The organism is Actinophytocola sp. NPDC049390, assembly GCF_044466355.1.
Taxonomy (GTDB): Bacteria; Actinomycetota; Actinomycetes; order Mycobacteriales; family Pseudonocardiaceae; genus Actinophytocola.
Genome location: NZ_JBITMQ010000006.1, coordinates 216,064 through 240,261 on the forward strand (window position 1 = coordinate 216,064; position 24,198 = coordinate 240,261).

Genomic DNA, 24,198 nt, shown 5'->3' on the forward strand with positions numbered 1-24,198 from the left:
CGTGCGTTGTCAATCGCGAGGTGAACGGGCCGAAATTTTCGGAGCATGAGAAACGGGCCGGAGCGTGTGCTCCGGCCCGTTTCTCGGTCGCGATGGGCTACAGGCGGATCGCCTTCTTGTTCATGAACTCCTCGATGCCGGCGGGGCCGAGCTCGCGGCCGATGCCGGAACGCTTGATGCCGCCGAAGGGGAGGTCGGCCGACGAGCCGCCCGCGCGGTTGACGTACACCATCCCCGCCTCGATCCGCTCGGCCACGTGACGCAGGCGGGCCGGGTCCGTGCCCCACACGCTCGCGCCGAGCCCGAACGGTGAGTCGTTGGCGAGCTCGATGGCGTGGTCGACGTCCCGCGCGCGGAACACGACCACCACCGGGCCGAAGATCTCCTCGTAGTAGGCGTCCATCTCGCGCGTCACGTCGGTCAGCACGGTCGCCTCCAGGTACGCGCCCGGCTCGATCCGCTTGCCGCCCGTGCGCAGCGTCGCGCCCTGCTCGACCGCCTTGTGCACCTGCTCGGCCACCTCGTCCGCGGCGGCGGCGGACGCCAGCGGCGGCAGCTTCGTCGCCGGGTCGGCCGGGTCGCCCGGCTGGAAGTAGTCGGCCACGTGCTTGGTCAGCTTGTCGACGAAGTCGTCGTACAGCTCGTCCAGCACGATCATCCGCTTCGGCGCGTTGCACGACTGGCCGCAGTTGCGCATCCGCGCGGTCGCGGTCTGCTTCACCGTCTCGTCCAGGTCGGCGGAGTCGAGCACGACCAGCGGGTCGGAACCACCGAGCTCCAGCACGGTCTTCTTCAGGTGCTTGCCCGCCTCGGTGGCGACCGAGATGCCCGCCGGTTCGCTGCCGGTCAGCGACACACCCATGATCCGCGGGTCCGCGAGCACCGCCGGGATCTGCCGGCTGGCGGCGAACGTGTTCACGTACACGTCCTCCGGCACCCCGGCCTCGTGCAGGATGTCGGCGATGGCCTGCGCCGAGCGCGGGCAGATCGACGCGTGCTTGAGCAGGATCGTGTTGCCCAGCACCAGGTTCGGCGCGACGAACCGGGCGACCTGGTAGCACGGGAAGTTCCACGGCATCACGCCGAGCAGCGCGCCGATCGGCTGCTTCACGATCACCGCGTCGCCCGTCGTGACCTTCATCGGCTCGTCGGCGAGCAGCGTCGCGGCGTTGTCCGCGTAGTAGGTGAAGATGTCGACCACGATGCCGACCTCGCCGCGGCCCTCGTTGATCCGCTTGCCCATCTCGAGCGTCATGATCTCGGCCAGTTCGTCGGACCGTTCCGCGAACAGCTCCGCCGCCCGGGAGACGATCTTCGCGCGCTCGGCGACCGACCGCGCCCGCCAGGCCGGGTAGGCGCTGTGCACGCGGTCGATCGCGGCCCGCACCTCCTCGTCGCTAGCGTTCTCGATCTCCTCGACCAGTTCGCCTGTCGCCGGGTTGGTGACTGTGTACATGGAAGCGCGGGCCTTTCCTCTACGACACGGTCCACGTCCACCCTACATTCCAGACAGAATACTGTATACAACGTGTGTCATCTGGTGGGACGAGTCACCGCTACGTGCGGCCTCAGTCAACGCGGGCACGGCGCAGGAAGTGCCGTAGCCGCGACGGGGTGAGACGGGGACGCCCGCCCGCGTGCTCGACGGTGGCCGCCGCCGCGGCGACCCCCAGTTCGGCGGCCTCCTCCGGCTCGCCACCGCGCACGAGGACGGTGGTCAGCCCGGCGGTGAGCGCGTCCCCGGCACCGGTGGTGTCGACGACCTCCGCGTCCCCGTGGGTGGCGACGAGACAGCCGCCCCGCCAGACGAACACGTCACCGCCGTCGTAGCCGAACGCGACCAGCGCGAGATCGTGGTCGCGCTGCACGTCCCGGGCCGCGCGCACCGCGGTCTCGGGGTCGGCGGGCTCGGCGCCGGTCAGCAGCCCGGCCTCCCTGGCGTCGGCACGCAGGACGTGGGCGCGGGCGAGGATCTCGTCCCGGCGCCCGTCGTCGGCGGGCGCGCCTTCCAGCACGACGAGCCCGGCGGCCAGCCGGACCGCCGCGAGCACGGTCGCCGACGGTTGCTGCAGCTGAACCACGGTGCACCGCGCGGGACGGTGGGCGTCGAGGACGTCCTGCTCGGTGAGCAGGACGGGGTCGGGCAGGTCCTCGACGTAGCGCCACCGCCCGCCGGCGTCGAGGAGGCTCACGATCAGCCCGGTGCGGGTGCCGTGGCGGCGCACCACCGGGGTGACGTCGATGCCGTCGGCCTGGGCCCGGCACAGCAGGTCGTCGGCGACGGGGTCGTCGCCGACCACGCCGAGCAGCGCGACGGGCACACCCAACTGGGCGAGGCCCACCGCCTGGTTGGCGCCCTTGCCGCCGAGCGTCTCCAGCCGCTGCAGCGCGGGCGTGGCCTCCCGCGGCCCGGGCGCCTCGTCAACACGAAGCACGAGGTCACGAGCCACCTGCCCGACGACGAGAACCTGATCATCCGCCTCCATGCCGACCGGGATACCACCAGAACCGGCAACCTCAACCGGGCAACTCGGCCGCGACGTCCACGACGACGGAGAAGAACTCGGGATCCGGGGACCCGGACACGACGGCGCCCTCTGCCACGACCAGGAGGTCGCCGTGCGGACGCGAGCGGAACGGGGTGCCGGTGAAGCGCACGCCCCGCGTCGTCAACGCGGCGGCACCGAGCTGGGTGACGCTGCCGGTGCCGTCGACGTCGATGAGGTCCTTGAGCCGCCGTACGTCGCTCCGCTGCCGCATCCGTACCCACGACACGGACACGACGAAGGTGTTGCCGTCCGGGTCGGCCAACGTGAAAAGGGTTCGGTCGAGTGCCTTGCACGGGTTGCGGAGAAAGAAGTCGCGGACCTGCCCGTAGGAATTGACGGCGCAGTTCAGCGCGGGTTCGGCGGCTTTCCTGACCCGGCGCAGGTTCAGGCCGCGCCACGCGTCGTCGGCCCGGCCTTTTCGCGCGGACTGTTTGCTCTGCGCCACCCGGGCGGTCGACACGTTCGCCGAGCCGACCGCGTCCACGGCGGACCCGCCGACTCCGGTGCCACCACCGATTCCGCTGGCACTCAACACGAGGGCAACGCCGACGACCACGACACCACCGCCCCGGGGCTCCCACTTGCCGTCCGGTCCCCGCGGTTGATCAGGCTTTCCCATTCAGATTCCCCCAAACAATCCAATAGGATGGTATCGACTCGGGAAGCCGATTCAAGGTTTGTCAACTTTTTGACCATTGCCGGGCTGGGGGAAGGAACGTAGGTCGATGTTCACAATTCTGGGGGCTGTTCTCGTTGCCGCCGGGCTCGTGTTCGCGCCCGCCACGGCCGGTGCCACCCCGTCGTCCGGGGTGACCGGGACGATCATCGCGCGGAAGACCGTCGGGCAGACCGACTACGTGTTGCGCGAGATCACGATCGCACCCGGCGGGTACACCGGCTGGCACTCCCCCGACGGGACGCTCTACGCGTACGTCCGCCAGGCACGCTCACCCGCACCATGGCCGACTGCGCCACAACCGAGGTGAGCCCTGCGGGCAGCACCGTGATCGAGCGCCCCGTGCACGTGCACATCGGGCGGAGCCTCGGGTCGACGCCGGTCGTCCTCGACGTCCTGTACATCCTGCCCACTGGTAGCCCGCTGTCCCAGGACGCACCCGACCCCGGGTGTGACGACCAGGGCTGATCTCAGGGTTCTCCACCATGCGGGACAGCTCCGTGCGGGGGACCGTGGAGTCATGACCACGTTGACCAGACCTCAGAGCAAGAAGATGATCGCGGGCGTCTGTGCGGGCATCGCGGAGCGGTACGGGTGGCCCGTCGGCCGGGTGCGGCTCCTGTTCGTGGTGTCCTGCGTCCTGCCGGGCCCGCAGTTCGTCGCCTACCTGATCCTCTGGGCGCTCATGCCCAAACGGGCCTCCTGATCAGCCGTTCGGCCCAACAGCGCCACTGCCGACCGGGCTACCTGGACGAAACTTCCGACCAACCCATTGACGGCGATTTCACACCGCCCTAATTTGTCCGGCTAACGGACAAATTAGCGGGGCGGTGCTGCCTTGTGAACGCGTCTCGACCAGCCGGGCGCACGACCGGGCGGCAACCTGCCGACCAGGTCACGATGCGCCGTAGCAACCTGGCGCTCGTGCTCCGCCATGTGCGGGACGCAGGTCCGCGCAGCCGTGCCCGCATCGCGGTCGAGACCGGCCTCAACCGCGGCACGGTGTCGAGCCTGGTCGCGGAGCTGATCGACCGCGGGCTGGTCCGCGAGGGCGTCGTCGAGCGAGGCGGGTCCGTTGGCCGGCCGGGACAGGCCGTCGAGCTGGACGGGCGGGGCATCGGCGGCATCGGCGTGGAGATCAACGTCGACTACGTGACCGCGGTCGTGCTGGACCTGACCGACGCCGTCGTGTTCGAGCACCGGGTCGCGCTCGACGTGCAGGCACTCCCGGCCGACGCCGTGCTGGACGCGGTCACCGAGCTGGCCATCCGCGCACTCGCCGCCTGCGACGAACAGGACATCACGGCCGTCGGCCTGACGCTCGCCGTTCCCGCGCTCGTCGACACCGACGACGGCGTGGTCGCGTTCGCCCCCAACCTGCACTGGAAGGACGTCGACGCCGTCGGCGGGCTGCGGCGCAGGCTCGACCGGAAGGGCTTCGCCGTCCAGGTCGACAACGACGCGAACCTCGCCGCGCTCGCCGAGTTCGCCATGGGCAGCCGTGCGGGCACCGCCGACCTGGTCTACCTCACCGGTGAGACCGGCGTCGGCGGCGGCGTGATGGTCGACGGGCGCCTGCTGCGTGGCGCCGCCGGGTTCTCCGGCGAGATCGGGCACATGCCGCTCAACCCCGGCGGTGACCTGTGTGGCTGCGGCCGCCGCGGCTGCTGGGAGACCATGGTCGGCCTCGCCGCGCTGCTGCGCATGGCCGCCACCCCCGACGACCCCGTCTGCGACCCGTCGCTGGACCTCGAGCAGCGCCTGAAGATGCTCTCCGACCGCGCCGGGGCCGGTGACCCGCGCGTTCTCGACGCGCTCACGCTGGTCGGCGAGGCGCTGGGGCTCGGCGCGTCGATCCTGGTCAACGTGTTCAACCCGCGGGTGCTGGTGCTCGGCGGGTACTTCGCGAGCCTCGGCGACCACCTCCTCGGCCCCATGCTGGCCGAGCTGCACGCCCGCGTGATCGCGCCGGACGCGTGCGAGGTCGCGCTCTCCACGCTGGGTTTCACGGCCGCCGCCCGCGGTGGCGCGCACGTCGCCCTCGAAGCGGTCCTCGACGACCCGACCCTCGTCGCGTTGCGACATACGCCCTGATCGGGCCGTGGTGCGAGGCGTGGCAGCGCCGCGCACCACGGCAGGTGCACCACGGACGAAAGGAGGGATACGGAGATCCACACCTGTCGGGGAAGCAACGCCTAGTCACACCCCCGCCCGATACCGGGCACCTCTTGGGAGGTTAGTAGATGTCCCTGACCAACAGGGCGAGATCGTGGTTACGCAGATCCGGCAGACCGCTGGTGGCGGCCGCGATCGCCACCGCGGTCGTGACCACCATGGCCTCGGCAACGCAGGCCGAGCCCGCGGCGGCCGCAGCCGACCCGTTGTTCAAGGCCCTGGTCTTCTCCAAGACCACCGGCTTCCGCCACGACTCCATCCCGGACGGCATCGCCGCGATCCAGAAGCTGGGACAGGAGCACAACTTCGAGGTGACCGCCACCGAGGACTCCTCGGTGTTCACCGACGCCAACCTGGCCCAGTACAACGTGGTGATCTTCCTGTCCACCACGGGTGAGCCGGTCGGCGAGACGGCTCAGCAGGAGGCGTTCCAGCGCTACATCCAGCACGGCGGCGGCTACGTCGGCGTGCACGCCGCGGCCGACACCGGATACGCCTGGGAGTGGTACGGCGGCCTCGTCGGCGCCTACTTCAAGTCGCACCCGGCGATCCAGCAGGCGACCGTGAAGGTCGAGGACCCGGCGCACCCGTCCACCGAGAGCCTGCCGACGCGCTGGACCCGCACCGACGAGTGGTACGACTACCAGACGAACCCGCGGGGCACGGCGCACGTCCTCGCCTCGCTGGACGAGAAGACCTACACCGGCGGGTCGATGGGCTTCGACCACCCGATCACCTGGTGCCAGGACTACGACGGCGGCCGCTCCTGGTACACCGGCCTCGGGCACACCAAGGAGAGCTTCGTCGAGCCGCAGTTCCTGTCCATGCTGCTCGGCGGCATCCAGACCGCGGCGGGCGTGGTCCCCTCGGACTGCACCGCGTCGCAGGACACGAGCTTCGAGAAGGTCACGCTCGACGACAACACGTCGAACCCGATGATGCTCGACGTCGCCGCCGACGGCCGCGTGTTCTACATCGACCGGCTCGGCGACGTGAAGGCGGTCCAGCCGAACGGGTCGGTCGTCGCCTCGGCGCACCTGAACGTGTTCACCGCCAACGAGTCCGGTCTGCTCGGCGTCGCACTGGACCCGGACTTCGCGACCAACAACTGGATCTACCTCTACCACTCGCCGGCCTCCGGCGGGGACGTCGACCGGCTGTCGCGGTACGCCGTGAAGCCGGACTCCACACTGGACATGGCGTCGGAGAAGATCGTCCTCGACGTGCCGGTCCAGCGGTCGCAGTGCTGTCACCACGGTGGCGGCATGGTCTTCGACCACGAGACCGGCGACCTGTGGCTCGCGCTCGGCGACAACACCAACCCGTTCGCCTCCGACGGCTACACGCCGATCGACGAGCGCGCGGGCCGGTCCGAGTGGGACGCGCAGGGCACCTCGGGCAACACCAACGACCTGCGCGGCAAGGTGCTCCGGATCCACCCGGAGGACGACGGCACGTACACGATCCCGGCGGGCAACCTGTTCGCGCCGGGTACGGAGAAGACGAAGCCCGAGATCTACGCGATGGGCTTCCGCAACCCGTTCCGCGTCGGCATCGACCCGAAGACCCACAAGCTGATGGTCGCCAACTACGGGCCGGACGCGGGCAACCCGAACCCCAGCAGGGGCCCGGAGAACACGGTCGAGTGGGACATCCTGAACGAGCCGGGCAACTACGGCTGGCCGTACTGCATCGGCGACAACGTCCCGTACAACGACTTCGACTTCGCCACCAGCACGTCGGGCGCGAAGTTCGACTGCGCCAACCCGGTGAACAACTCGCCGAACAACACCGGGCTGACCAACCTGCCGCCGTCGATCGCGGCGACGGTCGACTACCACTACGCGGCCAACCCCGCGTTCCCCGAGCTGGGTGGCGGCGGCGCGCCGATGGCCGGCCCGGTGTACCGCTACGACGAGGCGCTCGCCTCGGACCGCAAGTGGCCCGCGTACTGGGACGGCAAGGCGATCTTCGCCGAGTGGAACCAGAACAAGCTGTACTCGTTCCAGCTGAACGAGGACGGCAGCGAGCTGACGGACATCAACCAGATCCTGAAGACGTTCACGATGCTCAAGCCGATGGACATGAAGTTCGGTCCGGACGGCGCGCTGTACATGATCGAGTGGGGTTCCGGCTTCGGCGGCGACAACGCCGACTCCGGCATCTACCGCATCGACTACGTGCAGGGCAACCGGGCGCCGATCGCGCGAGCGCAGGCGGACACGACGTCCGGCATCGCCCCGCTGGCGGTGAACTTCTCCAGCGACGGGTCGCTCGACCCGGACGGCACGCCGGTCACGTTCGCGTGGGACTTCACCGGTGACGGCACCACGGACTCGACTGCCGCCAACCCGTCGTACACCTACACGGCCAACGGGAACTTCAGCGCCACGCTGACGGTGACCGACGCCGACGGGCGCACGGCGACGGCGAACGTGCCGATCGTGGTGGGCAACACGGCCCCGACCGTGCGGCTCAACCTGCCGCCGGACGGCGGGTTCTTCGACTGGGGCGACCAGGTGAAGTTCTCCATCACGGTCACCGACCCCGAAGAGGGCACGATCAACTGCGACGACGTCCAGCTGCAGTCGATCCTGGGGCACGACACACACGGCCACCCGCTCGACCAGTACACCGGGTGCGACGGGACCGTGCAGACCACGCTGTCGTCCGGGCACTCGGACAGCGACAACGTGTTCGCCGTGTTCGAGGCCAGCTACACCGACAACGGTGGCGCCGGCGGCTCCTCGCCGCTGACCGGGCGGGCCGAGGCCATCCTCCAGCCGAAGCACAAGCAGGCCGAGTTCTTCACCGCCACCGGCCGCACGGCCGACGGCGCGGGCACCGGTGACCCCGGCGTCCAGGTGGAGACCACCGGCGACACGCAGGGCGGCTTCCGCAACATCGGGTTCATCGAGGACGGCGACTGGTGGTCGTTCGACCCCGCGAACCTGTCCGCTGTGGACTCGATCGGGTTCCGGGTGGCGTCCAACGGTGGTGGCGGCACCATCGAGGTGCGGTCCGGTAGTACGACCGGCACGCTCGTGGGTTCGGTCGCGGTGCCGGTGACGGGTGACTGGCAGAGCTACACGAACGTGACGCTCCAGCTCGACAACCCGCCGACGGAGTCCGCGCCGCTCTACATGATCGCGCGCAGGCCGTCCGGTTCCACCAACACCGGTGGCCTGTTCAACGTCAACTGGGTCGACTTCAACGGCAAGGGTGTCACCGACAACCAGCGCCCGGTGGTCACCGCGACGGCCACGCCGACCCGTGGCACGGCACCGCTGACGGTGGCGTTCCACTCGGAGGCCACGGACGCCGAGGGCGACAACCCCCTGACGTACCGGTGGAACTTCGGCAACGGCACGACGGCCGCCACGCCGGACGCGTCGTACACCTACACCACACCGGGCAACTACGCGGCGTCGGTCACCGTGACCGACTCGCGCGGTGCCGCGACGACCGAGCACGTCGACATCACCGTCGACAGCCCGAGCGTCACGTGCCTCACGGGCAAGTCCGACGACTTCCTCGGCACGTCGCTCGACTCGGGCCGGTGGAGCGTGGTGCGGCAGAACCAGGACCTCGCGGTCCGCGACGGCGCGCTGCACATCCCGACGTCCAACACCGACATCTACGGCACGGACAACAGCAACCCGACGCCGAACCTGGTCCTGCAGCCCGCACCGAGCGGGGCGTGGCAGGCCACGACGAAGGTGTCGCTGACCGCGCGGGACGCCTACCAGCAGGCGGGTCTGATCCTCTACGGCGACGACGACAACTACGCGAAGATGGTGCTGGAGGGCCGCGGCACGAACGACGCCAACGCCCGGATCTTCCAGTTCATCCGCGAGGAGAACGGCGTCCCGAACGAGGTCGCCGAGTCCAACACGCCGAACCTCGGCGCGGGCTACCCGGACACCGTGTACGTGCGGCTGGCGAGTGACGGCACCCGCCTCACCGCGTCGTACTCGGCCGATGGCCTGTCGTGGACGAACATGCCGGAGACGGACAAGCTGATCGCGGGCATCACGAACCCGCGCATCGGCCTGGTGTCGCTGTCCGGGACGGGTACCCGCCCGGTCATCGACGCCGCGTTCGACTGGTTCCAGCTGCTGCCGGACGACACCGCCACCGCGGCCACGCCGAACGACGAGTTCGACGGGTCCGCTCTGGACGGTTGCCGGTGGACCACGGTGATCCGGCCGGACGCCACGATGACCAGGGTGACCGGTGGCAACCTGGAGATCGACACCAGCCCCGGTGACATCTACGGCGGCGACAACACCGGCCCGAAGAACTTCACCCTGCAGACCCCGCCCGCCGGGGACTGGACGGTGGAGACGAAGGTCGACGCCAGCGCGCTCAGCCAGTCCTACCAGCAGGGCGGCCTGATCGTGTACACCGACGACGCGAACTACGTGAAGCTGGACGTCGTGGCCGACAGCGCCACGGCCAAGCGGATCGAGCTGCGCAGCGAGATCGGTGACGCGGTGCAGGACCCGCAGCCGTCGGTGAACAACCTGACGCAGGGTGTCTGGTACCTGCGCCTGGCCAAGAGCGGGAACACCTACCAGGGTTCCTACTCGGCCGACGGTGTCACGTGGACCGACATGGCCCAGACGGTCACCAACGCGGCCGTGGCGAACGGGAAGGTCGGGCTGTTCGCCTTCGGCACCAGCGCGACCCAGCTGGTGACGGCGAAGTTCGACTACTTCCACGCGTCGTGGGCGCAGCAGGCCGACGAGACCGCACCGGAGACCACCGCGACCACGAACCCGGCGGCGCCGGGCGCGAGCGGCTGGTACACCGGACCGGTCACGGTCACGCTGGCGGCCACCGACGAGGGCAGCGGCGTCGACCGCACCGAGTACACAGTGGATGGTGGGGCCTGGACCCCGTACACCGCGCCGTTCGTGGTGAGCGGGGACAAGGACCACGCCGTCCAGTACCGGTCGGTGGACGTGGCGGGCAACGTCGAGGAGGCCGGGACCCTCGCGGTCAAGGTCGACGCGACCGCGCCGCTCACGACCGCGCAGTTCGCGCCACCCAACGACAACGGGTGGAACAACGGCGGGGTGCCGGTGACGCTGGCGGCCACGGACGCGGCGTCCGGCGTGGTGAGTACCGAGTACTCGCTCGACGGCGGCCCGTGGACGGCGTACACGCAGCCGGTCGACGTGTCCGGGGACGGCACCCACGAGGTGGCGTACCGGTCGAAGGACGCGGCGGGCAACACCGAGACCGAGAAGGCGGCCACGATCAAGATCGACGGCACCACGCCGACGGTCCTGATCTCCGGCATCGCCGACCGGCAGGTCTACGGCGACAGCCAGGACCTGCGGATCAGCTGGCAGGCCGTGGACTCGACGTCCGGGGTCAGGACGCTGACCGGTGTGCTCGACGGTGACGCGTTCTCCTCCGGCGCGCTGCTGCCGCTGTACACGCTGCCACTCGGCACGCACACGCTGACCGTCACGGCCACCGACGGCGCGGGCAACCGCACCGCCCAGACGGTGACGTTCGGCGTCGGCACCTCCACCCGCGACATCTCGAACCTGATCGACCGGTTCAAGGCGGTGGGTTGGCTCAACCAGGCCACCCAGAAGTCGCTGCAGGAGAAGCTGACCAAGGCGCGGCAGGCCGAGGCGAAGGGCAAGGACGCCAAGGCGGTCACGCTGCTGCGCGAGTTCCGGATCCTCGCGACCGACCCGGCGAAGGTCACGGTCGCGGAGGTGCGGGAGGTGCTGGCCAGGGACACCGACGACGTGATCGCCCGGCTGAGTTGACGGACGCGGGGTGCCCCGGGTTTCCGTTCGGGGCACCCCGCACTTCCCCAGGAGGATGCATGAGTCCCCGCACCACGGCGCCCGCCCGGCGCCGCACCCGGTCCTTCCGCCTCGGCGAACAGCAGGAGGAGACGCCGCTGTGGCGTCGTGTCCTGCCCGCCGTGCTGGCGTTCGTCGTGGGCGCCGTGGTGTTCGGGGTCGGCGGCTACCTGGTCGGCCGCCCGAGTGAGGAAGCACAGATGGCGTCGGACATCCGCGCGGCGGACGCCGCCCGCGACAAGGTGCAGATCAAGGAGCTGACCGAGCTGGCCCGCGAGACCAAGGACGACCTGGCACCCGTCGTGGCGGGGCTCGCGGCACACACCGGGGACGGGGCCGCCTGGCAGCGGACCGTCGACGCTGCCGCCAGGTCCTTCGACGACCCGCCGTCCGGCGCCACCGCGACGAACGTCGCCCGCGGCACGCTCACCACCGCGATCGACCAGCTCGCCCTCGCCGTCACCGCCCACCAGAAGGGCGACCACGACCTGGCGACCAGGCAGCGGGACCTGGCGGTGACCACGTGGTCGGTCGGCGCGACCCAGCTCGACCAGATCAACGTGGACGCGGGCTACGGCCACCAGCACGTGTACCTGCAGTCCGAACCGGGTGGGGAAGCCTTCACGCCGGACGGCGAACCGGAAGGACATGGACACAAATGATCCGCAGACTCGTGGTCGTCGCGGCCACTCTGCTCGCGGCGGTGCTGCTCGGCGCCACCCCGGCATGGGCCCACGGCGGGCCCATCCAGCTCGACGTCCGCGGCGACGGGGGGCAGGGCGTCACGGCGTCGGTCACGTACGTCAAGGACGGCCACGCCGTGCCGGGCGAGGTGCGGATGACGTACACGGCGGTCTCGTCCACGGACGGCACGGTCGTCGGACCGGTGGCCATGCGGGCCGCCGCGGAGGGGCAGGCGTTCTACCAGGCGCAGGAGCCGCTCCCGCTGGGCGAGTGGACGGTGACGGTCACCGCCACCCACCCGTCCGCGGCGACGAAGACCATCACCGTGAAGTCGGCGGAACTGCCCCAGCCTGCCGCGGCGAGCACCCCGGCACCGAGCGGCACCTCCACCGTGACGCTCGTCGTGGTGCCGGTCGCGGTGGCCGTCGTGGCCCTCGCGGTCACGTTCTACCTGCGCAGACGGCGGTTGGCGCGGGTCGGCTGAGCCCTCGTCAACACGGGGTGGCCGCGTGATGCGATCCTGGATGGCGTGCGTCACGTGGATGGCTTATGAGCACTGGGATGCTCTCGGGGCAGACCGGGTACTACCACGAGGCGCTCCGCTACGGCTCGGACGAGGAGCTGCTGGACGTCGTCGTCCCGTTCCTGCTGGGCGGGGTCGCCGCGAGGGAGCCCACGATCGCCGCGCTGTGCGAACCGAACGCGGCGCTCGTCCGCGAGGCGCTCGGCGACGACACCCCCGTGGTGTTCCAGTCCGGTGGCGACACGTACGCCCGGCCGGCCGCCGCCATCCGCGCCTACACCGACGTGTTCGCCGGGTACGCCGCGGACGGCGCGCGGCAGATCCGCGTGGTCGGTGAGCTGCCCCCGGAGGTGCTCGGGGCGACGTGGGACTGGTGGGCCCGCTACGAGTCGGCGATCAACGAGGTCTACGCCGAGTTCCCGCTGTGGACCGTGTGCGCCTACGACGAGCGGACCGCCTCGCCCGAGGTGCTGGCCGACGTGGCCCGTACCCACCCGCACGTCACGCGTCCCGGCGACACGCACCTGCCGAGCGCGGAGTACGTCGAGCCCGGCCGGTTCCTGCGCCACGACCTGCCGCCGGCTCCGGACCCGTTGCAGCACACCCCGCCCGCGGTGGAGCTGGTGAACCCGGTGCCCGCGCAGGCGCGGTCGGTACTCGCGGGTGTCATCGACGGGGTGCTGACCACCGACGCGCTCAACGACCTGCGCATCGCGGTCACCGAGACGGTCACGAACGCGATGACTCACGGCAGGGCACCGATCGTGGTCCGCTACTGGCCGGGCCCGGACCGTGTGGTCGTGACCGTGACCGACCGCGGCACGGGCCCGTCGGACCCGTTCGCAGGCCTGCGTGCCGCCGCGCACGCGCCGACCGGCGGGCTGGGTCTGTGGCTGACCCACCAGCTGTGCGACCACGTGTCGATGAACGCGGACGCCGAGGGCTTCACGGTCCGCATGATCAGCGGTAACCCGAACCACCGCGCCTGACGACGTTTCGTGCCTGTCCCGCGGACACGATAGGAGGACCGGACCCCGGTCGGCTCGCGAGGGCACATCCGACAGGCCCGGTCCTCAGCACACCGGAACGGCCCTGCTTCCGATCCGGCCACCAATGGCCTACCCGTTCACCCGCACGGGCAAACCGGGGACCGCTAGGTTTTGGGTATGGGGATACGGGGCAGGTGCGTGGCGGTGGTGTCGGTGCTGGCGTCGGTGCTGGTCGTGGCCGGTTGCGCGGAGGTCGGCGAGGCCGTGGACGAGGCGAACGCGGTGACCGACCGGGCAGCGGTGTGCGCGGAGGCGCTCGGTCTCGCGGACCTCAACCCGCTCGTGGACGAGGAGCGGTTGCGGCAGCGGGCGGAGGACAAGGAACGCAGACTGCGCGAGCTGGCGGACGACGTGGCCGACGAGGACGTGAAGGCGTCGCTCCTCGGGCTCGCCGACTCGTACCTGCAGGTGCAGAAGGAACGCCTGGACGACGCCGGGGTCGTCGCCCGCTGGGTGCAACGCAACACCGAACGCCTGGACGATCTCCGGGTGGCCTGCACCTGAGCCCGGCCACGCGACGAGACCCGTCATCACGCTGGGTGCGATGACGGGTTCTCGTGCGAAGCGACCGTCAGGCGGCCCTGGCGGCTTCGTGCCGGAGCAGCACCGGGAGTGCCGCCACGTCGTTCGCCATGAAGGAGCGCAGCGGGGGCACGTCCTCCGGGGCGACCGCGAGCGCCAGGCCGGGGTAGCGGGCGAAGAGCGCGGGCACCGCCACGTTGGCCTCGAGCCGGGCGAGGCGGGCGCCGGGGCAGAAGTGCGGGCCGCCGCCGAACGCGATGTGTTCCTTGTTCTCGCGGTCGATGTCGAAGACCTCCGGGTTCGGGAACACCTTCGGGTCGCGGCCGTGTGCCAGGTAGCTGATCATGATGGCGTCGTACTTCCTGATGACGACGCCCTCGCCGAGGTCGATGTCCGCCTTCGCCCACCGCATCGGCAGGTGCCCGACCGGGCACTGCAGGCGCAGGGACTCCTCGACGGCGTCCGGCCACCGGCTCGGGTCCGCCTGCACCTTGGCGAGCTGGTCGGGGTTGGCGAGCAGTTCGCGGACGGTGTGGTCGATGAGGGACACGGTGGTCTGGCTGCCGCCGCCGATCAGCAGGATCAGCATGTCGACCAGTTCCTGCTCCGACAGCGGCTCCTCGCCGTCGACGCGGGCGGCGATCAGGTAGCTCGTCAGGTCGTCGCCGGGCTCGCGGCGCTTGCCCTCGATCAGGGTCCGCATCGCGACGCCGATGTCGACGAACACCCGCGCGGACTCCTCCTCCGGCACGTTGTCGGTGTTCAGCACGATGCGCAGGATCCGCAGCACCTCGGGTCGCAGGTCCTCCGGCACGCCGAACAGGTCGCAGATCATCCTGGTCGGCAGCTGCTGCGAGAACCGGACGTGCAGGTCGACCGGTTCGTCGCCCGGCTGCGTCGTCAGGTCGTCGAGCAGCTTCTCGGCGATGGCCTCGAGGTGCGGTTTCATCAGGTCGATGCGCTTGGGCGTGAGCGCCGGCGCGATCAGCTTGCGCAGCCGCTGGTGCTCGCGGCCCTCCGCGGTGGACATGGACTCCACGTCCACCCACGGCGAGAGCCACGGCACCTCGCCCGGTACGTACATCGGCACGTTGTTCTTGAGGTTGCGGGACACGTCCGGGTGACTCAGCAGCTTCTTGACCACGTCACCACGGGTGATCGACCAGACCACGACGCCGTCGGGCAGCTCGACGGCCACCGCGGGCGCGGACTCGCGGAACCGGTCCAGCTGCGCGTACATGCACTTGCCGCCGCCGCTGTCGATCGTCTCGCTCGGCTTGGTGCTGAACGGGATCATGTCGTACTCCTCCGATGTCTACTCAGTTGCCGAGCCGGTGTCGGATCCACACGTTGGGTTCGACGTAGACCGCGCGGTCGTGCGCGACGTTGACCTCCACGGGGGTCAGCGCGCCGGGCACCACGACGGGACCGTCGGTGTCGAACGGCAGACCGGTCCACTCGCGCCACTGGGCGAGGCTGCCCGCGATCGCCATCGAGGCCGGGCAGATCCTGACGACCTGGCCGCCCTCCCGGACGTGCACCCGCAGCCAGGCGTCGGCGGGCAGCCCGTCCTCCCGGGTGCGCGTGGCGTACTCGGTGATCGGCACGTGGGGTTCGGCGTGCTTGTTGCTCGGCCGGACCGGCGCCACGAGGTCGGCGAAACCGAGGCGTCGCGCGTTGTCGTTGAGTGCCACGAGCGTCCGGCTGGACAGGTTCCGGTCCTGCCTGCCCGGCACGACGGCGATCTCGAGGGCACAGACGGCGGTCAGCTCACGTCCCGCGTAGGTGTCCAGCATGCTCTGGCGGAGCACCTCGTCCCAGCCGGTGTCCGGCAGGCTGTCGAGGTCGCCGTCCCACGCGAACGGCACGCTTGCCGCTCTCGCGATGACCTGCTCGTCGTCGCCCTCGCCGTCGAGCACGACGAGCTGGTGCTCGGCGTGCCGTTCGAACGCCCAGTTGACGAGCAGCGGCTCGGCCCGGACGTACGCGGGCCAGGTCGACTCCATGGTCAGCATCGCGGACGCCAGGTCGGGACGTTCGGCGAGGCTGACGACGCGCAGGTTCGTGACGACCGACATGGTGACTCCTTACGGCAGGGGGTCGTCAGGAAGTGTCAGCCGGCCGTCTTGCGGATCACCCGCACCGCACTCGTCGCGCGGGAACCGAGCGGGAACCAGCCGCTCACTCAGCCCTTCTGGGCCACCACCTCCGCGGCGGCGTCCTCCGCGAAGTGGCAGGCGGTCAACCGGCCGTCGACCTCCCGCAACGCGGGCACCTCCGTGCGGCAGCGGTCCTGTGCGAGCCAGCACCGCGGGTTGAACCGGCACCCGCCCGGCGGGTCGATCGGCGACGGCGGCTCCCCGCTCAACACCCGTCGCCGCGCCAACCGTCCCCGGGACGCCCGGTCCGACGACGGCACCGCCGACAGCAGCGCGCGCGTGTACGGGTTGGCCGGCGCGTCGTAGATCCGCGACGTCGGCCCGATCTCCGCGATCCGCCCCAGGTACATCACGGCGACCCGGTCCGCGAGGTGCCGCACCACCGACAGGTCGTGCGCGATGAACACGATCGCGACGTCCAACCGTTTGCGCAGGTCCGCGAGCAGGTTGATCACCTGGGCCTGCACCGACACGTCCAACGCCGACACCGGCTCGTCCGCGATCAGCACCGACGGGTCCAGCGCCAGCGCACGCGCGATCCCGATCCGCTGCCGCTGCCCTCCGGAGAACTGGTGCGGGTACCGGTTCATCAGCTCCGGCGCCAACCCGACCAGCTCCAGCAGCGACGCCACCTTCGCCCGTCGCGACGCGCGGGTGCCCTGGCCGGTCGCCGCCAGGGGCTCTGCCACGATGTCCAGCACCGTCATCCGCGGGTCCAGTGACGCGTACGGGTCCTGGAAGATCATCTGCACGCCACCCCGAAGCCGCGCGCGGTCGCCGGAGGTGACGTCGGTGCCGTCGTAGTGGAGCCGGCCCTCGTCCGGACGTTCCAACCCGACCAGCATCCTGGCGAGTGTCGACTTGCCGCAGCCGGACTCGCCGACGATGCCCAGCACCTCGCCCCGCCGCAGCGACAGGCTCACCCCGTCGACCGCCGACACGTGCCCACGGCGCAGGAGCGACCCCACCGAGTACCTGCGGACCAGCGAGTCCGCCACCAGCACGTCGTCAGACACCGAGCATCACCTCCGACTGGTGGCAGGCCACGGTACGGCCCGCCAACGGCACCAGTTCCGGCCGGACCGAGGAGCACTCGTCCACCACGCGGTGACAGCGCGGGTGGAACGGGCACCCGGTCGGCACGCGCGCCGGGTTGGGCGGCGAGCCGGGGATCGTGAACAGGTCCGCGCCGTGGTGGTCGAGCTCCGGCACGGACTTCAGCAGCGCCTCGGTGTACGGGTGGGACGGTCGCGACAGGACGGTGTCGGCGTCGCCCGCCTCCACGACCCGGCCCGCGTACATCACCGCCAGGTGGTCGGCCACCTCGCTGACCACCGCCAGGTCGTGGGTGATCAGCAGGACGCCCATGTCGAGCTGGGTCCGCAGTGAGCCGAGCAGGTCCAGGATCTGTGCCTGCACGGTCACGTCGAGTGCCGTGGTGGGCTCGTCCGCGATCAGCAGGTCCGGCTCGAGTGCGATGGCCATCGCGATCAGGATGCGCTGGCGCATGCCGCCGGAGAACTGGTGCGGGTAGTCGTCGACGCGTTTGGCGGGTGCGGGGATCCCGACCATGCCGAGCAGCTCGGCGGCCCTGGCGCGCGCGGCCTTCTTCGATGCTCCACTGTGGACCCGGAACAGCTCGCCGAGCTGGTCGCCGATCGAGAGGACGGGGTTGAGGGCGGACAGCGCGTCCTGCAGCACGAGGCTCATCCGGGTGCCGCGGAACTCGCGCAGCTGCCGCGCCGACGCGGTGCGCAGGTCGGTGCCCGCGACGGTGATCTCGTCGGCGGCGACCGTCGCGCCGGGACCGGCGAGGCCCATCACGGCACGCGCGGTCACCGACTTGCCGGAGCCGGACTCGCCGAGCAGCGCGACCAGCTGTCCGCGGGGGACGTCGAGGTCGACGTGCCGGACGGCCGCCACCGGACCGGAGTCCATCTGGAACGAAACAGACAGGCCGCGGACGCGCAGCGCCAGGGGTGGACTGTTCACGACTCCATCCTCACATGCGGCGGGTTGCCGATAAGTTTCATCTTGTGACCGATCCTGCCTGGTTCTGACACATGCATTGACAAGCATGCCGGATATTGATGACACTCTGCGGCATTCCACAGGAGACAGTCAACTGGTACCGCACACCACGCGGAGACAGGAGTGGCAGCGTGCTGGAGCCCGCATCCCGCTACACCGGCTACACGGCCTACGAATACCTGGAGTCCGGAAAGGACTACCGAGGGTTCACCTACGCCAAGCAGATCGGCCGTGTTCCCGCCTACGAGGGGCTCGGCCTGACAGGAGAGCAGGAGGAGCGGACCAGGCGGCTCCTCGCCGAGGAGACGGTGATCTCGCTGCACGAGCACGTGCAGGTGTTCCCCGAGGACATGACCGACCTGCGCGAGCACATCCGCCAGGGCCGCGAACCAACGGGCTACGAGGGCCTGTCGCGGTCCGGCCTGACCGCCGTGTTCGACAACGGCATGGACGGCACCTGCTGCATCAGCTCCGACGCGGGTTGGAAGTACCAGGACGTCCTGTTCGACCTCGGTGTCCGGATGGCCGACCTGGCCCACCAGGACTTCGTCATCAAGGCCGAGTCGGTCAAGGACATCGAGTACGCGGCGGAGACCGGCCGCATCGCCCACATCTTCGCGCTCGAGGCGGCGACCCCGATCGAGAACGAGATCGACCGGCTCGACGTCCTGTACGGGTTCGGCGTCCGGCAGATGGGCATCGCGTACTCCGAGGCCAACCTGCTCGGCGGCGGCCTGAAGGAGCGCGGCGACGGCGGCCTCACCTACCTCGGCGACCGCGCCGTGGAGCGGATGAACAAGCTCGGCATCGCCATCGACATCTCGCACTCGGGTGACCGCACCGGTCTCGACGTGATCAAGAAGTCGAAGGTGCCGGTGTTCATCACCCACGCCGGTTCGCGGACCGTCTGGCCGACGAACCGGATGAAGGACGACGAGACGATCAAGGCGTGCGCGGAGCGCGGCGGCGTGATCGGCATCGAGGCCGCGCCGCACACGACGCTGTCGCGCGAGCACCCTCGGCACTCGCTCGAATCCGTCATGGACCACTTCACGTACTGCGTCGAGCTGGTCGGCATCGACCACGTGAGCTTCGGCCCGGACACCCTGTTCGGCGACCACGTCGGGCTGCACGACACGTTCGCGGCGAACCTGTCCCTCGGGCAGGCGCACGGCGGGGTCGAGTTCCCGAAGGTCGAGTACGTCGACGGCCTGGAGAACCCGGCGGAGGGCTTCTTCAACATCATCGGCTGGCTCGTCAAGCACCAGTACAGCGACGACGAGATCCGCAAGGTCATCGGGGGTAACACGCTACGAGTCCTCAAGGAGGTCTGGGTTTGACGTCCCGTCCCCGGCTGACCGCGGCCAAGGCAGTTGCCGCCGCCGCGGTCTCGATCGCCACGTTCGCCGCCTGCGCGCCGAGCGCCCCCACCGAGGGTGGTGGGGGCGCGGCGGTCACCGACGCCACGCTGACCATCGCGACCACGACCGACGTGGTCAACTACAACCCGTTCGTCGGCAACAGCCGCAGCGACTACTGGATCACCAACCTGATGTACCCGCACCTGCTCTCGATCGGCGCGGACGGCGAGAAGGCGCCCGAGCTGGCCGAGAAGTGGGGCTACGTCGACGACACCACCGGCTTCTACGAGATCCGGTCCGGCATGAAGTGGTCGGACGGCAAGCCGCTGACCGCGAAGGACGTCGCGTTCTCGCTCAACGCGGTGAAGCGGGACAAGCCGGCGGGCACGCTGACCGGCCAGCTGACGAACTTCAAGTCCGCGACCGCGGTGTCCGACACGCGCGTGGAGATCACGCTGTCCGCACCGGACTCGACGCTGATCCCGGAGATCGGCTTCTGGGGCAACGTCGTGCCCCAGCACGTGTTCGAGCCAGCCGGTTCGGTCGCCACGTTCGCCAACGACGGGAAGAACGGCGGCTGGGTGAGCGCCGGTCCGTACGTGCTCACCGAGGTCCAGCGTGGACAGAGCTACACGATGGAGCGCGTGGACAACTACCCGCTGGTCGAGGGCGGCAAGCCCAAGGCGGCCAAGGTCGTCTACCGCGTGTACCCGGACGTGAACACCGAGATCCTGGGCCTGAAGAACGGTGACGTGGACGTCATCGCGAACACGCTGCCGCCCTCGCAGGTCAAGGGGTTGCAGAACACGCCCGGCATCACGGTCGAGGAGGTGCCCGGCCTCGGCTACGCGCACATGACGTACAACATGACCAAGCCCGACCTGGCCAAGAAGGAGGTCCGGCAGGCGCTCGCGCACGCGGTCGACTACGAGGCCATCCGCAAGGTCGTGCTGCAGGGCCAGGCCGTGTCGACCGGGTCGAGCCCGATCATGCCGGTGCTGAAGGACTTCCACGACGACGCCATCAAGGAGTACGAGTTCGACGTTGAGAAGTCGAAGCAGCTGCTCACGGACGCGGGCTACCCCACCGACGGGTCGCTGAAGTTCCGGCTGATCTACTCGCTGCAGGACCCGGTGACCACGCAGTGGGCGGCGCTCGTGAAGGACAGCGCGGCCAAGGCGGGCATCACCATCGAGCTGCAGGGCCTGGAACGGAACACGTACCTGGCGAAGACCGACGCGGGTGACTTCGACATCTACGCGGGCAACTTCGCGATCATGGACGATCCGGCGACCAACATGGCGCTGACCTACCTGCCGGACGGCGTGATCAACTACACCCATGTGGACGATCCGCGGCTGTCGTCGCTGATCGAGCAGGCCCGGGTCACGTTCGAGCGCGAGGAGCAGCGGCCGCTGCTGCAGCAGGCGGCGAAGATCGTGCGGGACAACGTGTACGACAACGTCATGTACACGCAGAACCTGTACGTGGCGCACCGCAGCGACTGGAGCGGGTTCGTCGTGAAGCCCTCCGAGCTGTTGTCCATCGTCAACCCGATCTCGGTCGCCTCGGCGACCAAGTCCGAGTCGCAGTGAGAGCAGGGCCGCCCGGATGTCGTTGTTCTTGTTCGTGCTCAAGCGGGTGGGCCGCGGCCTGCTCACCATCTGGTTCGCCGTGACGGTCACGTTCCTGCTCCTCCGGTTGCTGCCGGGGGACCCGGTGCTGGCCGTGGCGAACCCGAACATGACACGGGAGACCCGGGCGGCCCTGCTCACCGACTACGGCCTGGAGGAATCACTCCCGGTCCAGTACGTGAAGTACCTGTGGCAGTTGCTCCAGGGCAACCTCGGCATCTCGTTCCACCAGAACACCGAGGTCACGACCGTCCTGATGGACCGGTTGCCGTGGACGCTGCTGCTGGCCGGGTCGTCGCTGCTGGTGACGGTCGCGGTGGGCATCCCGCTCGGGGTGCTCGCCGCGTCCCGGCGGGGCGGGCTCGCCGACCGGTTCGTGCAGATCGTCGCCGTCACCGGGCAGTCGTTGTTCGTGCCGAGCCTCGGCATCCTGCTGTTGTACGTGCTGGGGCTGAAGCTCAACTGGTTCCCGATCGGCGGCGCGTACACCGACGGCACCTACGGCGGCGAGTGGTACCTGTCGGTGCTCTCGCACCTCGTGCTGCCGTGCCTGTCGCTGGTGTTCGCCCAGCTCGGCGCGTACGTGCTGACCATGCGGTCGTCGCTGATCGACGCGCTCGGCGAGGACTACGTGGTGCTGGCGAACGCCAACGGGCTGCCCGCGCGGCGGGTGCTGTGGAAGCACGCGCTGCGCAACGCGTTGCTGCCGACCACGACGCTCGTCGGGCTGCAGCTCGGGTTCGTGGTCGGTGGCGCGGTGCTGATCGAGACCGTGTACGCCTACCCGGGCATCGGCCGCGGCATCTACGAAGCGGTGACACAGCTGGACTTCCCGGTGCTGCAGGGCGCGTTCCTGCTGCTCGCGGTGACCGTGGTGGCCGTGAACATGGTCACCGACATCGCCTACGGGATCCTCGACCCACGCGTGAAGGCGGCATCATGACCACCACGGAGGCACAGCTGGCGGAGGCCGTGTCCGTCGACGCGCCGCCCAGCGCGGCGCGGAACACGTGGCGCCGGTTCCGGCGGGAGCCGCTCGGCATGGCCGCGCTGGTCGTGCTGGTGCTGCTCGTGTTCGTCGCGGTGGCGGCGCCGCTGCTCGCCGCCTACCCGTCCGGGTACGGCGACACGGTGCTCGCGCCGCCGTCCGGCGCGCACTGGTTCGGCACCGACAGCCTCGGGCTCGACGTGTTCGCCGAGGTCGTGTGGGGCGCGCAGCAGAGCCTCCTGGTCGCGGCGGCCGCCTCGCTGATCGCGATCGTGTTCGGCACGCTGCTCGCCGTCATCGGCGCGTACTTCCGCCGGATCGACTCCGTGATCAGCGTGATCGTCGACCTCACGTTGTCGCTGCCGATCCTGCCGCTGATGATCCTCGTCGCCGCGCTCGTCGGCCCCAGCACGATGACGATCATCCTCGTGATCGCCGCGTTCTCGTGGCCGGAGGTCACCAGGGTGGTGCGCTCGCAGGCGCTTTCGGTCGTGCGGCTGCCCTATGTGGACGCGGCGCGGCTGATGACCGGCTCGCCGGTGTGGATCATCCGGCGGCACGTGGTGCCCGCGGTGATGCCGCTGGTGCTGGTGTCGGTCGTGCTCACGTCCTCGCGCGCGGTGCTGTCGGCGGCGGGGCTGGCGTTCCTCGGCCTCGGCGACCCGAACACGTGGTCGTGGGGCCGGATCCTCTACGAGGCGCAGCAGGCGGGCGCGATGTCCACCGCGTGGTGGCTGCCGCTGTTCCCGTCGCTCGCGATCTTCCTGCTCGTGCTGGCGTCGACGCTGTTGTCCACGGCGTACAACGACGCCCGTAACCCAAGGCGGAACAAGTGACGTTTTCCCAACGGCTCGACCGCGCGTTCTTCGAGCGCGTCCAGGACCGGGTGCGTGCCCGGGCGTCCGAAGCCGGGTTCGACGCGATCCTCACCGACGACCCCGAGGACGTCGCGTACCTGACCGGGTTCTTCCACCACCCGTGTGAACGGCCGGTCGCGGTGTGGCTGCCCGTCGACGGCGGCGCCACGCTGCTCCTGCCGGAGCTGGAGCGGGAGCACGCGGAGGCCCAGCACGCGATCGCGGACCTGGTGGCCTACCCCGAGTACCCGGGCGTGGTGCCGCCGTTCGCGGTGCTGGCCGGTGCGGTGGGTGCGGGGCACCGCACGGCGGGCCACACCACGTCGATGAGCTACGCCCGGCTGAGCGCGGCCGCCGCCGCGTTGTCCACTGTGGACCTCGTGCCGACGGACATCGTGACGGTCACCCGTTACGTCAAGGAACCCGGTGAGATCGCGCTGCACCAGGAGGCCGCGCGCATCACCGACGTGATGCTGACCGAGGGCGTCGAACTCGTCACCGACGCGCTCGCCACCGGCGCCGAGCTGCCCAGCGAGGCCGAGCTGGCCGCGCACGTCGGCCGCGTCGGCACGTCCACCATGTACGGCGAGCACACCGACGTCGTCGTCGTGTCCTTCCTCGCGGGCGGGCTCGTGTACGCGGGCGCCAACTCCTCCTACCCCCACGGTCTGCCGTCCGGGTACCGGCTGCGGCCCGGCGACACGTTCATGCTGTCGCTCGGCTGCGCGGTCGGCGGCCGGTTCGTCGAGGGAGAGCGGACGTTCGTGCTCGGCGAGCCGTCGGACGAGCAGCGCCGCTACCACGAGACCATCCGCCTCGCCCAGGAGGTGGGCGGGCACGCGATCAAGCCGGGCGCCGAGTGCCGGTCCGCCAACGAGGCGTGCCTGTCGGTCGTCAGGGAGGCCGGGCTCGGCCGCTACCTGCGGCACCGGCAGGGCCACGGCATCGGCCTCGGCATGCACGAGCCGCCGTGGCTGGAGGACGGCGACGCGACCGTGCTCGAGCCCGGGATGATCGTGTCCAACGAGCCCGGCATCTACGTCCCGGGCCACGCGGGCTACCGCATCTCGGACTCCATGCTGGTCACCGACGACGGCGCCCGCCCCCTCACCTCGTACCCGCGCAGCCTCGACGACTGCGTCATCCCCGTCTAAGGAGT

Annotated in this window: 21 protein-coding genes; 14 read left to right on the forward strand and 7 right to left on the reverse strand. The window is 70.1% G+C overall.

Annotated elements, in window-relative coordinates:
* Nucleotides 1-97: 97 nt before the first annotated feature.
* From ACIBVP_RS19540 to ACIBVP_RS19550, 3 genes are all read right to left on the reverse strand, one after another.
* Nucleotides 98-1,456: an NAD-dependent succinate-semialdehyde dehydrogenase gene (locus ACIBVP_RS19540; RefSeq protein WP_396107567.1), complete on the reverse strand. Its 1,359-nt coding sequence runs from the start codon at nucleotides 1,454-1,456 to the stop codon at nucleotides 98-100.
* A gap of 112 nt (nucleotides 1,457-1,568) precedes the next feature.
* Nucleotides 1,569-2,486, reverse strand: a complete 918-nt coding sequence (locus ACIBVP_RS19545) for a PfkB family carbohydrate kinase (protein WP_396107568.1) — start codon at nucleotides 2,484-2,486, stop codon at nucleotides 1,569-1,571.
* Between the two features lie 31 nt (nucleotides 2,487-2,517).
* Nucleotides 2,518-3,168, reverse strand: a complete 651-nt coding sequence (locus tag ACIBVP_RS19550; RefSeq protein ID WP_396107569.1) for a hypothetical protein — start codon at nucleotides 3,166-3,168, stop codon at nucleotides 2,518-2,520.
* 106 nt (nucleotides 3,169-3,274) lie between these two features.
* On the opposite strand from ACIBVP_RS19550, the gene ACIBVP_RS19555 reads away from it, so the two are divergent.
* The 9 genes from ACIBVP_RS19555 (at nucleotide 3,275) to ACIBVP_RS19595 (ending at nucleotide 13,991) form a co-directional block, all read left to right on the forward strand.
* Entirely contained in the window at nucleotides 3,275-3,535 is a 261-nt protein-coding gene (locus tag ACIBVP_RS19555; protein ID WP_396107570.1) for a hypothetical protein, read from the forward strand.
* A 17-nt stretch (nucleotides 3,536-3,552) separates the two neighbouring features.
* The gene (locus ACIBVP_RS19560) at nucleotides 3,553-3,693 is read left to right on the forward strand and encodes a hypothetical protein (RefSeq protein ID WP_396107571.1); all 141 of its coding nucleotides are present in this window, start codon (nucleotides 3,553-3,555) and stop codon (nucleotides 3,691-3,693) included.
* 52 nt (nucleotides 3,694-3,745) lie between these two features.
* The gene (locus ACIBVP_RS19565) at nucleotides 3,746-3,931 is read left to right on the forward strand and encodes a PspC domain-containing protein (RefSeq protein WP_396107572.1); all 186 of its coding nucleotides are present in this window, start codon (nucleotides 3,746-3,748) and stop codon (nucleotides 3,929-3,931) included.
* 194 nt (nucleotides 3,932-4,125) lie between these two features.
* Complete coding sequence (locus ACIBVP_RS19570) at nucleotides 4,126-5,319, forward strand: ROK family protein (RefSeq protein ID WP_396107573.1); 1,194 nt, start codon at nucleotides 4,126-4,128, stop codon at nucleotides 5,317-5,319.
* A gap of 149 nt (nucleotides 5,320-5,468) precedes the next feature.
* A complete protein-coding gene (locus ACIBVP_RS19575; protein ID WP_396107574.1) occupies nucleotides 5,469-11,192 on the forward strand; it encodes a ThuA domain-containing protein in 5,724 nt (1,907 codons plus the stop codon).
* A 59-nt stretch (nucleotides 11,193-11,251) separates the two neighbouring features.
* Nucleotides 11,252-11,893: a hypothetical protein gene (locus tag ACIBVP_RS19580; RefSeq protein ID WP_396107575.1), complete on the forward strand. Its 642-nt coding sequence runs from the start codon at nucleotides 11,252-11,254 to the stop codon at nucleotides 11,891-11,893.
* Nucleotides 11,890-12,399, forward strand: a complete 510-nt coding sequence (locus tag ACIBVP_RS19585) for a hypothetical protein (RefSeq protein WP_396107576.1) — start codon at nucleotides 11,890-11,892, stop codon at nucleotides 12,397-12,399. Before ACIBVP_RS19580 ends, ACIBVP_RS19585 begins: the two co-directional genes overlap by 4 nt.
* Nucleotides 12,400-12,464: 65 nt before the next feature.
* Nucleotides 12,465-13,427, forward strand: a complete 963-nt coding sequence (locus ACIBVP_RS19590; protein WP_396107577.1) for an anti-sigma factor RsbA family regulatory protein — start codon at nucleotides 12,465-12,467, stop codon at nucleotides 13,425-13,427.
* A gap of 177 nt (nucleotides 13,428-13,604) precedes the next feature.
* A complete protein-coding gene (locus ACIBVP_RS19595; protein ID WP_396107578.1) occupies nucleotides 13,605-13,991 on the forward strand; it encodes a hypothetical protein in 387 nt (128 codons plus the stop codon).
* Nucleotides 13,992-14,058: 67 nt separating this feature from the next.
* On the opposite strand, the gene ACIBVP_RS19600 is transcribed toward ACIBVP_RS19595, so the two are convergent.
* The 4 genes from ACIBVP_RS19600 to ACIBVP_RS19615 all read right to left on the reverse strand — a co-directional run bounded on the left by ACIBVP_RS19600 (nucleotide 14,059) and on the right by ACIBVP_RS19615 (nucleotide 18,160).
* Nucleotides 14,059-15,306, reverse strand: a complete 1,248-nt coding sequence (locus ACIBVP_RS19600) for a cytochrome P450 (protein ID WP_396107579.1) — start codon at nucleotides 15,304-15,306, stop codon at nucleotides 14,059-14,061.
* A 22-nt stretch (nucleotides 15,307-15,328) separates the two neighbouring features.
* On the reverse strand, nucleotides 15,329-16,087 hold the full coding sequence (locus tag ACIBVP_RS19605) for an N-acetyltransferase (protein ID WP_396107580.1): 759 nt from the start codon (nucleotides 16,085-16,087) through the stop codon (nucleotides 15,329-15,331).
* Between the two features lie 107 nt (nucleotides 16,088-16,194).
* Nucleotides 16,195-17,184, reverse strand: a complete 990-nt coding sequence (locus tag ACIBVP_RS19610) for an ABC transporter ATP-binding protein (protein WP_396107581.1) — start codon at nucleotides 17,182-17,184, stop codon at nucleotides 16,195-16,197.
* Complete coding sequence (locus ACIBVP_RS19615) at nucleotides 17,177-18,160, reverse strand: ABC transporter ATP-binding protein (RefSeq protein WP_396107582.1); 984 nt, start codon at nucleotides 18,158-18,160, stop codon at nucleotides 17,177-17,179. The genes ACIBVP_RS19610 and ACIBVP_RS19615 overlap by 8 nt, the downstream gene beginning before the upstream one ends.
* A gap of 170 nt (nucleotides 18,161-18,330) precedes the next feature.
* On the opposite strand from ACIBVP_RS19615, the gene ACIBVP_RS19620 reads away from it, so the two are divergent.
* Genes ACIBVP_RS19620 through ACIBVP_RS19640 form a run of 5 tightly spaced genes read left to right on the forward strand, consistent with a single transcriptional unit; the run spans nucleotide 18,331 to nucleotide 24,193 of the window.
* Complete coding sequence (locus ACIBVP_RS19620) at nucleotides 18,331-19,539, forward strand: dipeptidase (protein ID WP_396107583.1); 1,209 nt, start codon at nucleotides 18,331-18,333, stop codon at nucleotides 19,537-19,539.
* Complete coding sequence (locus ACIBVP_RS19625; protein WP_396107584.1) at nucleotides 19,536-21,155, forward strand: ABC transporter substrate-binding protein; 1,620 nt, start codon at nucleotides 19,536-19,538, stop codon at nucleotides 21,153-21,155. Before ACIBVP_RS19620 ends, ACIBVP_RS19625 begins: the two co-directional genes overlap by 4 nt.
* 16 nt (nucleotides 21,156-21,171) lie before the next feature.
* Entirely contained in the window at nucleotides 21,172-22,137 is a 966-nt protein-coding gene (locus tag ACIBVP_RS19630; protein ID WP_396107585.1) for an ABC transporter permease, read from the forward strand.
* Nucleotides 22,134-23,018, forward strand: a complete 885-nt coding sequence (locus tag ACIBVP_RS19635) for an ABC transporter permease (protein WP_396107586.1) — start codon at nucleotides 22,134-22,136, stop codon at nucleotides 23,016-23,018. The genes ACIBVP_RS19630 and ACIBVP_RS19635 overlap by 4 nt, the downstream gene beginning before the upstream one ends.
* Nucleotides 23,015-24,193 (forward strand): M24 family metallopeptidase, encoded by a 1,179-nt coding sequence (locus tag ACIBVP_RS19640; RefSeq protein WP_396107587.1) that lies wholly within the window; start codon nucleotides 23,015-23,017, stop codon nucleotides 24,191-24,193. Before ACIBVP_RS19635 ends, ACIBVP_RS19640 begins: the two co-directional genes overlap by 4 nt.
* Nucleotides 24,194-24,198: the final 5 nt, after the last annotated feature.

Excerpts from the sequence above, each read along its gene's own strand:
- ACIBVP_RS19545 (WP_396107568.1), bottom strand. The coding sequence starts at position 2,486 with ATGGAGGCGGATGATCAGGTTCTCGTCGTCGGGCAGGTGGCTCGTGAC.
- ACIBVP_RS19555 (WP_396107570.1), top strand. The coding sequence starts at position 3,275 with ATGTTCACAATTCTGGGGGCTGTTCTCGTTGCCGCCGGGCTCGTGTTC.
- ACIBVP_RS19540 (WP_396107567.1), bottom strand. The coding sequence starts at position 1,456 with ATGTACACAGTCACCAACCCGGCGACAGGCGAACTGGTCGAGGAGATC.
- ACIBVP_RS19570 (WP_396107573.1), top strand. The coding sequence starts at position 4,126 with ATGCGCCGTAGCAACCTGGCGCTCGTGCTCCGCCATGTGCGGGACGCA.
- ACIBVP_RS19585 (WP_396107576.1), top strand. The coding sequence starts at position 11,890 with ATGATCCGCAGACTCGTGGTCGTCGCGGCCACTCTGCTCGCGGCGGTG.
- ACIBVP_RS19595 (WP_396107578.1), top strand. The coding sequence starts at position 13,605 with ATGGGGATACGGGGCAGGTGCGTGGCGGTGGTGTCGGTGCTGGCGTCG.
- ACIBVP_RS19600 (WP_396107579.1), bottom strand. The coding sequence starts at position 15,306 with ATGATCCCGTTCAGCACCAAGCCGAGCGAGACGATCGACAGCGGCGGC.
- ACIBVP_RS19605 (WP_396107580.1), bottom strand. The coding sequence starts at position 16,087 with ATGTCGGTCGTCACGAACCTGCGCGTCGTCAGCCTCGCCGAACGTCCC.
- ACIBVP_RS19590 (WP_396107577.1), top strand. The coding sequence starts at position 12,465 with ATGAGCACTGGGATGCTCTCGGGGCAGACCGGGTACTACCACGAGGCG.
- ACIBVP_RS19575 (WP_396107574.1), top strand. The coding sequence starts at position 5,469 with ATGTCCCTGACCAACAGGGCGAGATCGTGGTTACGCAGATCCGGCAGA.
- ACIBVP_RS19635 (WP_396107586.1), top strand. The coding sequence starts at position 22,134 with ATGACCACCACGGAGGCACAGCTGGCGGAGGCCGTGTCCGTCGACGCG.
- ACIBVP_RS19580 (WP_396107575.1), top strand. The coding sequence starts at position 11,252 with ATGAGTCCCCGCACCACGGCGCCCGCCCGGCGCCGCACCCGGTCCTTC.
- ACIBVP_RS19550 (WP_396107569.1), bottom strand. The coding sequence starts at position 3,168 with ATGGGAAAGCCTGATCAACCGCGGGGACCGGACGGCAAGTGGGAGCCC.
- ACIBVP_RS19565 (WP_396107572.1), top strand. The coding sequence starts at position 3,746 with ATGACCACGTTGACCAGACCTCAGAGCAAGAAGATGATCGCGGGCGTC.
- ACIBVP_RS19630 (WP_396107585.1), top strand. The coding sequence starts at position 21,172 with ATGTCGTTGTTCTTGTTCGTGCTCAAGCGGGTGGGCCGCGGCCTGCTC.